This window comes from Streptomyces tremellae (genome assembly GCF_039540215.1).
Taxonomy (GTDB): domain Bacteria; phylum Actinomycetota; class Actinomycetes; order Streptomycetales; family Streptomycetaceae; genus Streptomyces; species Streptomyces tremellae.
Window position 1 is genome coordinate 68,834 of sequence record NZ_BAABEP010000024.1, and the last position, 13,356, is coordinate 82,189.

At 73.8% G+C, this 13,356-nt stretch carries 9 protein-coding genes; 4 read left to right on the forward strand and 5 right to left on the reverse strand.

The window, feature by feature from the left end; genetic code table 11:
- Nucleotides 1-21: 21 nt before the first annotated feature.
- A complete protein-coding gene (locus ABEA77_RS18115) occupies nt 22-2,535 on the reverse strand; it encodes a DEAD/DEAH box helicase (RefSeq protein WP_345648272.1) in 2,514 nt (837 codons plus the stop codon).
- Between the two features lie 134 nt (nt 2,536-2,669).
- Between ABEA77_RS18115 and ABEA77_RS18120 the strand changes: the two genes are divergently transcribed.
- A complete protein-coding gene (locus ABEA77_RS18120; protein WP_345648275.1) occupies nt 2,670-3,464 on the forward strand; it encodes a metal-dependent hydrolase in 795 nt (264 codons plus the stop codon).
- Between the two features lie 51 nt (nt 3,465-3,515).
- Here the strand turns inward: ABEA77_RS18120 and ABEA77_RS18125 are convergent, their stop codons facing one another.
- From ABEA77_RS18125 to ABEA77_RS18135, 3 genes are all read right to left on the reverse strand, one after another.
- Complete coding sequence (locus ABEA77_RS18125; RefSeq protein ID WP_345648278.1) at nt 3,516-5,309, reverse strand: ABC transporter ATP-binding protein; 1,794 nt, start codon at nt 5,307-5,309, stop codon at nt 3,516-3,518.
- Nucleotides 5,306-7,312, reverse strand: coding sequence for an ABC transporter transmembrane domain-containing protein (locus ABEA77_RS18130; protein WP_345648280.1), 2,007 nt, complete (start codon nt 7,310-7,312; stop codon nt 5,306-5,308). Before ABEA77_RS18130 ends, ABEA77_RS18125 begins: the two co-directional genes overlap by 4 nt.
- A gap of 315 nt (nt 7,313-7,627) precedes the next feature.
- The gene (locus tag ABEA77_RS18135) at nt 7,628-8,230 is read right to left on the reverse strand and encodes a MarR family winged helix-turn-helix transcriptional regulator (protein ID WP_345648283.1); all 603 of its coding nucleotides are present in this window, start codon (nt 8,228-8,230) and stop codon (nt 7,628-7,630) included.
- A 129-nt stretch (nt 8,231-8,359) separates the two neighbouring features.
- Here ABEA77_RS18135 and ABEA77_RS18140 point away from each other — a divergent pair, with 129 nt between their 5' ends.
- Nucleotides 8,360-10,324, forward strand: coding sequence for an ABC transporter ATP-binding protein (locus ABEA77_RS18140; RefSeq protein WP_345648286.1), 1,965 nt, complete (start codon nt 8,360-8,362; stop codon nt 10,322-10,324).
- 318 nt (nt 10,325-10,642) lie between these two features.
- Complete coding sequence (mltG, locus tag ABEA77_RS18145; RefSeq protein ID WP_425588308.1) at nt 10,643-11,374, forward strand: endolytic transglycosylase MltG; 732 nt, start codon at nt 10,643-10,645, stop codon at nt 11,372-11,374.
- Between the two features lie 59 nt (nt 11,375-11,433).
- On the opposite strand, the gene ABEA77_RS18150 is transcribed toward mltG, so the two are convergent.
- Nucleotides 11,434-12,534 (reverse strand): FAD-dependent oxidoreductase, encoded by a 1,101-nt coding sequence (locus ABEA77_RS18150; protein WP_345648289.1) that lies wholly within the window; start codon nt 12,532-12,534, stop codon nt 11,434-11,436.
- A gap of 55 nt (nt 12,535-12,589) precedes the next feature.
- Here ABEA77_RS18150 and ABEA77_RS18155 point away from each other — a divergent pair, with 55 nt between their 5' ends.
- Nucleotides 12,590-13,012 carry a YjbQ family protein gene (locus tag ABEA77_RS18155; protein WP_345648292.1) on the forward strand — a complete coding sequence of 141 codons (423 nt, stop codon included), beginning with the start codon at nt 12,590-12,592 and terminating at the stop codon, nt 13,010-13,012.
- The last annotated feature ends 344 nt before the right edge of the window (nt 13,013-13,356 follow it).

Genomic DNA, 13,356 nt, shown 5'->3' on the forward strand with positions numbered 1-13,356 from the left:
CCGCCGCCCGGCGGGCGGAAGTCAGAGGCGGCCGACCGACGTGACCCGCACCACCGCGAGTCCCTGCTCGTCCGACGCGGCGAGGTCGACCTCGGCGCTGATGCCCCAGTCGTGGTCGCCGTTCGGGTCGTCGAAGGCCTGCCGCACCCGCCACACCCCGTGCGCCGGGTCCTCCTCGATGGACAGCAGCTTCGGTCCCCGCGCGTCCGGCCCCGTGCCCAGGTCGTCGTACTCGTCCCAGTAGCCGTCCATCGCGTCCGCCCAGGCGTCCTCGTCGAAGCCCGACTCGGCGTCCATCGCGCCCAGTTCCGCGACCTTGTCCAGGGCGGCGAGCTCCACCCTGCGGAACATCGCGTTGCGCACGAGCACCCGGAAGGCCCGCGCGTTCGCCGTGACGGGACGCACCTGGTCGGCCTTCTCCTGCGCCTCCTCCGCGCTCTCCTCCTCCGGATTGGCGAGCGCCTCCCACTCGTCCAGCAGACTGGAGTCGACCTGCCGCACCAACTCGCCGAGCCACGCGGTCAGATCCTCCAGGTCCTCCGACTTCAGATGCTCGGGAATGGTGTGTTCCAGCGCCTTGTAGGCGCTCGCCAGATAGCGCAGCACGATGCCCTCGGTCCGCGCCAGCTCGTAGAACCGGGTGAACTCCGCGAAGGACATGGCCCGTTCGTACATGTCCCGGACCACCGACTTGGGCGAGACCGGGTGGTCGCCGACCCACGGGTGGCTCCTGCGGTACACGTCGTACGCGTGCCACAGCAGCTCCTCCAGGGGCTTCGGGTACGAGACCTCCTGGAGGCGCTCCATGCGCTCCTCGTACTCGACGCCGTCCGCCTTCATCTCCGCGACCGCCTCGCCGCGCGCCTTGTTCTGCTGGGCGCCCAGGATCTGCCGCGGGTCGTCGAGCGTCGACTCCACCACCGACACCATGTCGAGCGCGTACGAGGGCGACTCGGGGTCGAGCAGCTCGAACGCGGCGAGCGCGAACGTGGAGAGCGGCTGGTTGAGCGCGAAGTCGTGCTGGAGGTCGACCGTCAGCCGGACGATCCTGCCCTCCGCGTCCGGCGTGTCGAGCCGCTCCACCACACCGCCGTCGAGCAGTGAGCGGTAGATCGCGATCGCCCGCCGGATGTGCCGCAGCTGCTGCTTGCGCGGCTCGTGGTTGTCCTCAAGCAGGTGCCGCATCGCGTCGAAGGCGTTGCCCGGCCGGGCGATCACCGAGAGCAGCATGGTGTGGGTGACCCGGAACCGCGAGGTCAGCGGCTCGGGATCGGCGGCGATCAGCTTCTCGAAGGACGCCATGGACCAGGCGACGAACCCCTCGGGCGCCTTCTTGCGCACCACCTTGCGGCGTTTCTTCGGGTCGTCGCCCGCCTTCGCGAGGGCCTTCTCGTTCTCGATCACGTGCTCCGGCGCCTGCGCCACCACCAGGCCAGCCGTGTCGAAGCCCGCGCGCCCCGCCCGGCCCGCGATCTGGTGGAACTCCCGCGCGCGCAGCGTCCGCACGCGGCTGCCGTCGTACTTCGTGAGCGCGGTGAACAGCACCGTGCGGATCGGCACGTTCACCCCGACGCCGAGCGTGTCCGTACCGCAGATGACCTTGAGCAGCCCCGCCTGCGCCAGCTTCTCCACCAGCCGCCGGTACTTGGGCAGCATCCCGGCGTGGTGCACGCCGATGCCGTGCCGCACGTACCGCGACAGATTGCGGCCGAAGGCGGTGGTGAAGCGGAAGTTGCCGATCAGGCCGGCGATCCGGTCCTTCTCCTCCCGCGAGCACATGTTGATGCTCATCAGCGACTGCGCCCGCTCCACGGCCGCCGCCTGCGTGAAGTGCACGATGTAGACGGGTGCCTGGTGCGTCTCAAGCAGCTCCGTCAGCGTCTCCGTGATGGGCGTCGTGCGGTACTCGTACGACAGCGGGACGGGCCGTGTCGCCGAGCGCACGACCGCGGTCTCGCGGCCCGTGCGGCGCGTCAGGTCCTCCTCGAACCGCGACACGTCGCCGAGCGTCGCCGACATCAGCACGAACTGCGCCTGCGGCAGTTCGAGCAGCGGGATCTGCCAGGCCCAGCCGCGGTCCGGCTCCGCGTAGAAGTGGAACTCGTCCATCACGACCTGGCCGATGTCCGCGTACTTCCCGTCACGCAGCGCGATCGCGGCCAGCACCTCGGCCGTGCAGCAGATCACCGGCGCGTCCGCGTTGACCGACGCGTCGCCGGTCAGCATGCCGACGTTCTCCGTGCCGAACAGCTTGCACAGGTCGAAGAACTTCTCCGAGACCAGCGCCTTGATCGGCGCCGTGTAGAAGGTGACCTCGTCCCGGGCGAGCGCCGCGAAGTGCGCGCCCGCGGCCACCAGGCTCTTGCCCGAGCCCGTCGGGGTGGACAGGATCACGTTGTTCCCCGACACCACCTCGATCAGGGCCTCCTCCTGCGCCGGATAGAGGGTGATGCCCCGCTCCTCGCTCCATGTCGAGAAGGCCTCGAAGAGGGCATCGGGGTCGGCGTCCTTCGGCAGCTGATCGATAAGGGTCACGCCACCATCTTGCCCGCTCCCCGTCCGGATACGGGAACCGGACGGCCCGGTGAAGATCACGGACTGTACGCTGCGGAGCCGAGCGGCATGATCGCCGGCGCCGACGACAACTCCAGAGGGAGACGCGTACCACCATGATGGGACCAGCACACTCGCTGTCGGGGGCGGCCGCATGGCTCGGAGCGGGTGCCGTCGCTTCGGCGCTCGGACACGAAATGCCCTGGCCGGTCCTGGTGGCGGGAGCGCTGATCTCCTCGGGCGCGGCGCTCGCGCCCGACCTGGACCACAAGGCCGCGACGATCTCCCGCGCCTTCGGGCCGATCTCCCGGTGGGTGTGCGCGCTGGTCGACGCGCTCTCCCACTTCGCCTACCGGAGCACCCGGCTCAAGGGCGACCCGAGCAGTCGCAGCGGCGGTCACCGCACGCTCACCCACACCTGGCTGTGGGCCGTGCTGATCGGCGCGGGCGCCTCCGCGCTCGCCGTCAAGGGCGGCCGCTGGGCGGTCCTCGGGATCCTCTTCGTCCACATGGTCCTCGCGGTGGAGGGCCTGCTGTGGCGGGCCGCGCGGGTGTCGAGCGACGTCCTCGTGTGGCTGCTGGGGGCGTTCGCCGCCTGGACGCTGGCCGGCATCCTCGACGAGCCGGGCCACGGCGCGAACTGGCTCTTCACCGACCCGGGCCAGGACTATCTGTGGCTCGGCCTGCCGATCGTCCTCGGCGCGCTGGTGCACGACCTCGGCGACGCGATCACCGTCTCCGGCTGCCCGATCCTGTGGCCCATCCCGGTCGGCCGCAAGCGCTGGTACGCCTTCGGGACGCCGAAGCCCATGCGCTTCCGCGCGGGCAGCTGGGTCGAGGTGAAGATACTGATGCCGCTGTTCATGATCCTCGGCGGCCTCGGCGGAGTGGTCGCGCTCGGCGTGCTGTGACCCCGGTCCGGGACGCGCCGCGGGCGCGGGCCACGGACCACGGCGCGCGGGTCACCCGTGCCAGGACCGCCAGAGCGCCGCGTACGCGCCGTCCGCCGCCACCAGCTCGTCGTGCGGGCCGAGTTCGCTGATCCGCCCGTCTTCCACGACCGCGATCAGGTCCGCGTCGTGGGCCGTGTGGAGCCGGTGCGCGATCGCGATGACCGTACGGCCCTCCAGCACCCGGCCGAGCGAGCGCTCCAGCTGGCGGGCCGCCCTCGGGTCGAGCAGCGAGGTCGCCTCGTCGAGCACCAGCGTGTGCGGGTCCGCGAGCACGAGCCGCGCCAGCGCGATCTGTTGGGCCTGCGCCGGGGTGAGCGCCGCGCCGCCCGCGCCGACCTCCGTGTCCAGGCCGTCCGCAAGGGACCGGGCCCAGCCGTCGGCGTCGACCGCGCAGAGCGCCGCCCACAGCGCCGCGTCGTCCGCGTCCGCCCTGGCGAGGCGGAGGTTGTCGCGCAGCGAGCCCACGAAGACGTGGTGCTCCTGGTTGACCAGTGCCACATGGCGCCGCACCGACTCCGCGGGCATCCGGGAGAGTTCGGCGCCGCCGAGCGTGACCGTGCCGCGCCGGGGCCCGTAGATCCCGGCGAGCAGCCTGCCGAGCGTCGACTTGCCCGCCCCCGAGGGCCCGACGAGCGCGAGCCGGGTGCCGGGGGCGATGCCGAGCGACACCCGGTGCAGCACGTCGACGCCCGCCGTGTAGCCGAAGCGCACACTGTCCGCGCGCACCTCGCGCCCCGCGGGGGAGAGGCCGGGGTCGCCGCCGTCCGGCTCGATGTCCCGCACGCCCACCAGCCGGGCGATCGAGACCTGGGCGACCTGGAGTTCGTCGTACCACCGCAAGATGATCTCCATCGGGTCCACGAGCATCTGCGCGAACAGCGCGCCCGTGGTGAGCTGGCCGACGTCGATCCACCCCTGCAGCACGAACACCCCGCCCAGCAGCAGCGTCGCGAGGAAGACCAGTGAGGAGGTGAGGTTGATGACCGGGAACAGCACGGTGCGCAGCCACAGCGTGTAGCGCTCCCACGCCGTCCAGCGAGCGATCCGCAGGTCGGACAGGGCGACGCGATCCCCGCCGAGCCGGTACGCCTCGACCGTGCGGCCCGCGTCGACCGTCTCCGTCAGCGACGCCGCGACCGCCGCGTACCCCGCCGCCTCCGAGCGGTACGCGGACGGCGCCCGCCGGAAGTACCAGCGGCAGCCTACGATCAAGAGCGGCGCGGCCACCAGCACGGCGAGCGCGAGGGGCGGCGCGGTCACGGTGATGGCGCCCACCAGCAGCGCCACCCACACCACGCCGATGGCGAGTTGCGGCACTGCCTCCCGCATGGCGTCGGCGAGCCGGTCGATGTCGGTGGTGATCCTGGACAGCAGGTCGCCCGTGCCCGCACGCTCCAGCACACCGGGCGGCAGCCCCACCGCCCTTACGAGGAAGTCCTCGCGCAGGTCCGCCAGCATCTCCTCGCCGAGCACGGAGCCGCGCAGCCGTACCGTGCGGGTGAACACCGTCTGCACGGCCAGCGCGACCGCGAACACCGCGGTGACCAGGGGGAGATGAAGCTCCTGCGCGCTGCGCGCCCCGTCCGCGAGCCGCTGTACGACGGTGCCGAGCAGGTACGGGCCCACCATCGACGCCACCACGGAGCCCGCGTTCACCGAGAGCAGCACCAGGAACGCGCGGCGGTGGCGCCGCAACAGGCCGGCCACGTACGCCCGTACGGTCGCGGCCGAGCCCACGGGCAGGATCGTCGCCGCGTCCTCGGGCGCCGCCGGGTCGAAGCGGGGTCTCGCGGGGGCCTTCATGTGCTCTCCTCCATCATCTCGTCGGTGAGGCCCGTTCGGTGGCCGCGGGTCCGTTCCCCGGTGTCCGCGTCGGTCTCCCGGGTGACGACGGCGCGGTACCGGTCGTCCGTGCGCAGCAGGTCGCGGTGGCGCCCGGTGGCCGCGGCCTTCCCGCCGAGCACGAGGACCACCCGGTCGGCCCGGTCGAGCAGCAGGGGCGAGGAGGCGAACACCACCGTCGTACGGCCGGTGCGCAGCCGCCGCACCCCGTCCGCGACGCGCGTCTCGGTGTGCGAGTCGACCGCAGAGGTCGGCTCGTCGAGCACCAGCACCTCGGGGTCGGCCACCAGCGAGCGGGCCAGCGCGAGCCGCTGCCGCTGCCCGCCGGAGAGCGACCTGCCGCGTTCGGTGATCCGCGCGGCCATCGGGTCGGCGTCCCCGCCGCCCCCCGGCGGCGGGGACGACCTGACCAGCGCCTCCAGCACGTCCCCGCACTGGGCCGCGGCCAGCGCGCGGGCCGGCGGGACGGCGCCGGACGAGGGCACGTCGAGCAGTTCGGCCAGGGTGCCGGAGAGCAGCACCGGGTCCTTGTCCTGGACCAGGACCCGGGCGCGGGCGCTGGCGAGCGGCATGCCGTCGAGGGGCGCGCCGCCCAGCAGGACCGAGGGCAGAGGGTCCCCCTCCGTGTCCACCGGGTCGCCGCCCGCACGCTCGGCCGCCCGGTCGGGGGCGGAGCCCTCGCCGTGCCCGCCCAGGTGTTCCGCGAGCCGCCCGGCCACGTCGGGGTCGCCGCACACCACCGCGGTCAGCAGCCCGGCGGGCGCGAGCAGCCCGCTGACCGGGTCGAAGAGGCCGCCCCCGGCTGCCGCGTCCGCCCACGGCCCGCGAACGCCTCCCGCGGCGCCCCCGGACGCGGGCGCCCTGGAGGCGGTGGCCCCGGTGGCGGTGGCCCCGGTGGCGGTGGACGCGGACCGGTCCGCGTCCACCGCCACCGGGGAGGCGGCTGCCGCGTCCCCGGGCGCCGCGTCCGCCCGTACGAGCGCCATGACACGCGCGGCGCGCCTGGCCGAGGGGCGGGAGACCGAGAAGGCGACCGCGATCTCCTCGAACCGCTGGAGCGGCACGAGCAGCAGGGTCACCGCGCTGTACACGGTCACCAGCTCGCCCGGCGTGATCCGGCCGTCCAGCGCGAGCCGCGCCCCGTACCAGACCACGGAGATCAGCATCAGCCCCGGCAGCAGCACCTGGACCGCGGAGATCAGCGACCACATGCGCGCGCTGTGCACCGCGGCCCTGCGGACCTCCTGCGACACGGCGCGGTAGCGCCCGAGGAACAGTTCCTCGCCGCCGACGCCCCGCAGCACCCGCAGTCCCGCGACGGTGTCGGAGGCCAGCTCCGTGGCCCGGCCCGCCTTCTCCCGCTGCACGTCGACCCGGCGGGTCGCGGGCGCGAGCAGCGGCAGCACGGAGAGCGCGAGCACCGGCACGCCGACGGCGACCAGCAGGCCGAGCGAGGGCACGTACAGCAGCAGGCCCACCGCGATCGCCACGACCGCGACGGCGGCGGCGAGGAAGCGTGAGGCCGCCTCCACGAACCAGCCCACCTTCTCGATGTCGCCGGTCGACACGGTCACGATCTCGCCCGCCGCGACCCGCCGGGACAGGGTGGCGCCGAGCTCGACCGCCTTGCGGGCGAGTATCTGCTGGAGCCGGGCGGCCGCGGTGATCCAGTTCGTGATGGACGCGCGGTGCAGCATCGTGTCGCCGACCGCGAGGACGACCGCGCTCAGCGCGATCAGGCCGGCCGCGAGGGCGAGCCGCCCGCCCGAGCGGTCCACCACCGCCTGCACGGCGACGCCGGAGCCCAGCGGCAGCGCGGCCATGCCGGCCTGTTCGACCAGCCCCCAGCCGAGGGAGGCGAGCTGCCCGCCGAGCTGACCGCGGAACAGCCACCAGAGGAACCGGTCGCCCGACCTGGCGTCCGGGACGCCGGGATCTGCGTAGGGAAGGTCGTGTATGCGCATGATGTCCCGTGACTCGTGGGCGGCCAAGGCGTGCAAGCTTCGCTTCGGCGACGAGCCGGGGGCAATCGCTTTTCGTGGCGGACGACCGGGTCCCGGCCGCCGCGGCCGGAAGCACGCCCGCTTCGGGGTGCGCCCGCTTCGGGAAGGGCCGCCCTCGCTGAGAGGGCGCCCGCCGAGGGAACGTGCTCGCTCCAGGGAGGGGCCCGTTCCAGGGCGCGCCCGTTCCGGCCGGGGGCGCCCTCTGCCGGAGGCGAGCGCGCCCGCTCCGGGAGCACGCCCGCTCGGGGACGGGGCCAGGGGGGCCGCCCTGGGCGGTCAGCCGCCGCGGTGCGGGCCGTAACCGGGCGCGGCCCACGCGTCCGGGGGCGCGTCGACCAGGGCGGAGAGCAGCTCGCCCAGCGTCTCGCGCTGCTCGTCGCCGAGCGGCGCGAGCACCTCCTCGGCCGCCGAGCGGCGCGCGTCGCGCAGGGCGCGGAGCGTGCCGTGGCCGGCGTCCGTCAGCTCCACCCTGATCACCCGGCGGTTCGCCGGGTCCGGCACGCGGCGAGCCCAGCCGTTCGCCTCAAGGCCGTCCACCAGGGTCGTCACCGCGCGCGGCACCACTTCGAGCAGGGCCGCGAGGTCCGCCATCCGGGGCGGCCCGTCGCGGTGCGCCACGCAGTACGCGACCGTGCGCAGCAGCCGCCCCTGCGCGGGCGTGATCCCGACGGGGCCGAGCCGGTGCTTCTGGATGCGGTGGATGCGACGGGTGAGGCGCAGCAGCTGCTCCGCGAGCTGCCCGTCGCGGTCGGACGCGTCCCGGCCCGCGGCGCTCCCGCCGGCGCGGCGCGCGTCGGGCCCGGCCTCCGTTCCCTCACCGGCCTCGCGACCCGGGGCGTGCGGGGCTGCTGGGGCGTCCGGGCGGTCGGGGGTCTCCATGCGGGAACAATATCAGGACTATGCTCATTGTGAGCATAGGTAAGAGTGAGTTACGCTCCCCAGGACCACCAGGCCGGAGCGGCCGTGGGAGCCCCGCGCCCGCCCGTCCGCCGCCCCGCTAAGGAGCCCATGAAACGCCCCCGCATCCTCCACGGCCCCTCGGCGCGCCCCGGCGGCGCCGAGGGGCCCGAGCGCCCGGCGCAGCTGCGGCGCATCTTCCGCCTGTTCCGTCCCTACCGCGCCAAGCTCACCGTGGTCGGCCTCCTGGTCGGCGCGTCGTCGCTGGTGTCGGTGGCCTCCCCGTTCCTGCTGCGGCAGATCCTCGACGTGGCGATCCCGCAGGGGCGCACGGGCCTGCTCAGCCTGCTGGCGCTCGGCATGATCCTCACGGCCGTGCTCAACAGCGTCTTCGGCGTCCTCCAGACGCTGATCTCCACCACCGTCGGCCAGCGCGTCATGCACGACCTGCGCACCGCCGTCTACGCCCAGCTCCAGCGGATGCCGCTCTCGTTCTTCACCCGTACGAGGACGGGCGAGGTGCAGTCGCGCATCGCCAACGACATCGGCGGCATGCAGGCCACCGTCACCTCCACGGCCACCTCGCTGGTGTCCAACCTGACCTCCGTGGTCGCCACGGTGGTCGCCATGGTCGCCCTCGACTGGCGGCTGACGGTCGTCTCGATGCTCCTGCTCCCGGTGTTCGTCTGGATCAGCCGCCGGGTCGGCAGGGAGCGCAAGCGGATCACCACGCAGCGGCAGAAGCAGATGGCGACCATGGCCGCCACCGTCACCGAGTCGCTCTCCGTCAGCGGCATCCTGCTCGGCCGGACCATGGGCCGGGCCGACTCGCTGACCAACGCGTTCGCCGACGAGTCCGAGCAGCTGGTGGACCTGGAGGTCCGCTCCAACATGGCGGGCAGGTGGCGGATGTCGGTCATCGGGATCGTGATGGCCGCGATGCCCGCCGTCATCTACTGGGTCGCGGGACTCGTCCTGCACAGCGGCAGCGTGGCGATCTCGATCGGCACCCTGGTCGCCTTCGTCTCCCTCCAGCAGGGCCTCTTCAGGCCCGCCGTGAGCCTGCTCGCGACCGGCGTGCAGATGCAGACCTCGCTCGCGCTGTTCGCCCGGATCTTCGAGTACCTCGACCTGCCGGTCGAGATCACAGAACCGCGCCGCCCCACCGCGCTCGCCGACCGGGCCAGGGGGGAAGTGCGTTTCGAGGGCGTCGGCTTCAGCTACGGGACCGGTACGGGCGTCTCCCTCGCCAAGGGCGCCGCCGAGCCCGCGCGGCCCACGCTGACCGGCATCGACCTCGCCGTGCCCGCGGGTGGCAGCCTCGCCGTCGTCGGCCCCACGGGATCGGGCAAGTCCACGCTGAGCTACCTGGTGCCGCGGCTGTACGACGTGACCCGCGGACGCGTCACGCTCGACGGCGTGGACGTGCGCGAGCTGAGCTTCGACACGCTGGCCCGCGCGGTCGGCGTGGTCTCCCAGGAGACCTACCTCTTCCACGCCTCCGTCGCGGACAACCTGCGCTTCGCCAAGCCCGACGCCACCGACGAGGAGATCGAGACGGCCGCGCGCGCCGCGCAGATCCACGACCACATCGCCTCGCTGCCCGACGGCTACGACACGCTGGTGGGGGAGCGCGGCTACCGCTTCTCCGGCGGTGAGAAGCAGCGCCTCGCCATCGCCCGCACCATCCTGCGCGACCCGCCCGTGCTCATCCTCGACGAGGCGACGAGCGCGCTGGACACCCGTACGGAACACGCGGTGCAGCAGGCCATCGACGCGCTCTCGACGGGCCGGACGACGATCACCATCGCACACCGGCTCTCCACCGTGCGGGACGCCGACGAGATCGTCGTCCTCGACGGCGGGCGTATCGCGGAGCGCGGCACGCACCGGGAGCTGGTCGCGCTCGGTGGCCGGTACGCGGCGCTGGTGCGCAGGGACGGCGACGGGGAACCGGCAGGCGTCGACGCGGTGGACGGCGAGGCGCGCGGTACGGCCGTGGTCCACGGGGCTGGACGGGTGGCGGGCCCCGCCGGAGCGGCGGGCGGCGGCACCCCGGCGGTGGTCGCGAACTGACGGCGGTGGTCGGCTGACGGTCGTGGCCGCGCAGACGGTGGCGGTCGGCTGACGGCCGTGGCCGCGGGGGCCGGTGGCGGGCCCTGGCGGGGCGCGGTTCCTGGGCTCCCGGGAACGGCGGCAGCGACACGTTACGGTTTCGCTATGGCAAAAGGGTCATATCGCCGTTCTGGGTCAAGGCCGGGGCCGGGGCCGACGGCAGGACGGGGGCCGAGGCCGGGTCCCGGGCGCCGGAGCACCGCCCGGCCGCGCCCGACGCGGCGCGGCAGACTCGCCCTGCTGGCGGCGGCCGCCCTCGTACTCGGGGCCGCCGTCACCGTGCCCGTCCTGCTGCTGACCGGCGGGAACGGCGGCAGCAGCGGGCGGCCCGCCACCCTGGTCGTGGCCGAGGGGCAGCGGGCCGGCGCGGTCTACGCGTCCGTCGACAAGGCCCTCGCGGTGCCGCCCGGCACCACCCGCGGGGTGGCGGCCCGTGCCCACCTCGAACTCGCGGGGCCCGCGCGCGGCAACCCCGAGGGCTACCTCTTCCCCGCGACCTATCCCGTCGACGAGCACACCACGCCGACGAGCCTGCTGACCTTCATGGTGAACACCGCCAACCGCACGCTCGACACCGACCACATCAGTGCGGGCGCGGCACGCGACGGCATGACCCCCTATCAGGCCGTCACGGTGGCCAGCATCGTGCAGGCGGAGGCGGCGACCCCGGCCGACATGGGCAAGGTGGCCCGCGTGGTGCTCAACCGGCTCGCCAGGGACATGCCCCTCCAGATGGACTCCACGCTGAACTACGCGCTCCACCGCTCCACCCTGGACACCACCACCGCCGACACCAGGACCAGCAGCCCGTACAACACGTACGCGCACAGGGGGCTGCCACCCACGCCCATCGGCAACCCGGGGGAGACGGCCCTCAAGGCGGTCGGCGAGCCGCCGCGCGGCGACTGGCTCTACTTCGTCACGGTGCGGGACGGCGACACCCGCTTCACCACGAGCTACGCCCAACAGCTGAAGAACGTACGGGAGTTCAACGCCAACCGGCGCGGTTGACGCACCGGTTGGCGTTGAACTCCCGGCACCCGTGGCCGCACTCCGGCGCGTCCGGTCCCTCAGGCGGCGGCCCCGGCCCCGTCCCGCTCGCGGGCGAGCAGCCGCCTGATGTCGTTGACCGCCGAACGGCCCGCCCGGTTCGCCCCGATCGTCGACGCCGAGGGCCCGTACCCGACGAGGTGCACCCGGGGGTCCCGTACGGCCCTGGTCCCCTCGACACGCACGCCGCCGCCCGGTTCCCGCAGCCCGAGCGGCGCGAGATGGCCGATCGAGGGCCGGAAGCCCGTGGCCCAGAGGATCACGTCCGCGTCGATGCTCCCGCCGTCGTCCCAGGCCACACCGGCCGGGGTGATCCGGTCGAACATCGGCAGCCGGTCGAGCACGCCCTCCGCCCTGGCGCGGCGCACCGCGTCGGTCAGCGGCAGCCCCGTCACGGAGACCACACTGCGCGGCGGCAGACCCCGCCGCACCCGCTCCTCCACCAGCGCCACCGCGGCCCGGCCCTGCTCCTCGCCGAACGGCCCCTCCCGGAAGACCGGTGGGGTCCTGGTGACCCAGGTCGTCGACGCGGCGAGGGGCGCGATCTCCATCAGGTGCTGCGTGCCCGAGGCGCCGCCGCCCACCACCACGACCCGCAGCCCGGCGAACTCCTCCGGGCCCGCGTACCGCGCCGTGTGCAACTGGCGGCCGAGGAAGGAGTCCTGCCCCGGGTAGCGCGGCACGAACGGCCGGTCCCAGGTGCCGGTGGCGCTGATCAGCGCGCGCGTCAGCAGCACCCCCGCGGAGGTCTCGACCCGCAGCAGGCCGCCCGGCCCCTCTCGTACCGCCGGCACGTCCACAGGGCGGTGCACCCGGATGCCGAAGCGCCGCTCATACGCGGCGAAGTACCCGGACACGACCTCGGAGGAGGACCGCAGCGCGTCGGCCGGGTCCGTCTCCAGCTCCATCCCGGGCAGCGAGTGCATGCCGTGGACCCTGCCGTACGTCAGCGAGGGCCACCGGAACTGCCAGGCGCCGCCGGGCCCCGGCGCGTGGTCCACCACGACGGTGTCGCGCTCCGGCACGAAGCCCGTACGGGCCAGGTGGTACGCGCTCGACAGGCCGGCCTGCCCGGCCCCCACCACCACGACGTCCACCGCACGCCCACCGAATCCGTCCACGCCAGGGGAACGCCGCGGCGGGCATCCCTCTTCCCCGCGGGGAAAGATGGGAACCATGCCGGACACCTTCACCACCAAGACCCTGCACATCACGAGCGGCGGCCACGAGACCGTCACCGACCTCACGGCCGACTGCGAGCGCTTCCTGCGCGAGGCCGCGGCGGGCCGCAGCGGCCTGCTGAACGTCTTCGTCCCGCACGCTACCGCGGGCATCGCCCTCATCGAGACGGGCGCGGGCAGCGACACCGACCTGCTGGCCGCGCTGCGCGACCTGCTCCCCGCCGACGACCGCTGGCGGCACCGCCACGGCACCCCGGGCCACGGCCGCGACCACGTCCTCCCGGCCTTCGTCCCGCCCCACGCCACCCTCCCCGTGATCGAGGGGCATCTGGAACTCGGCACCTGGCAGTCGGTCTGCCTCGTCGACACGAACGTCGACAACCCGGACCGGCAGGTGCGGCTGAGCTTCTTGGGCTGACCCAGGGCGACCGAGACCGTCCGGGGCCGGCCGCCGGCTCCTCTCACGCTCTGGCGTCGGGGCCGGGGAGAGGTGTGCGGTACCACCAGGATCGAGATCGGCTGTCCGTACGACGGTTGCGAGAAGTGCCTGCCCGGAGGGCGTCGGCTGTCCCGGGTCAGGGCGGCGACGACCTCGCAGGAGCGGCAGCGGGAGGACGTCCCCACGGTTACCGCTGCCGTCGGCGGTCACAGCATTGCCTGGGCCGACGAGCGGGAGGTGTCCGGCGCCACGGATCCGATGACCCGTCCGAAGTCCGGTCCGTGGCTGCGCGACGAGCGGGGAGCCTACGACGGGACACCGTC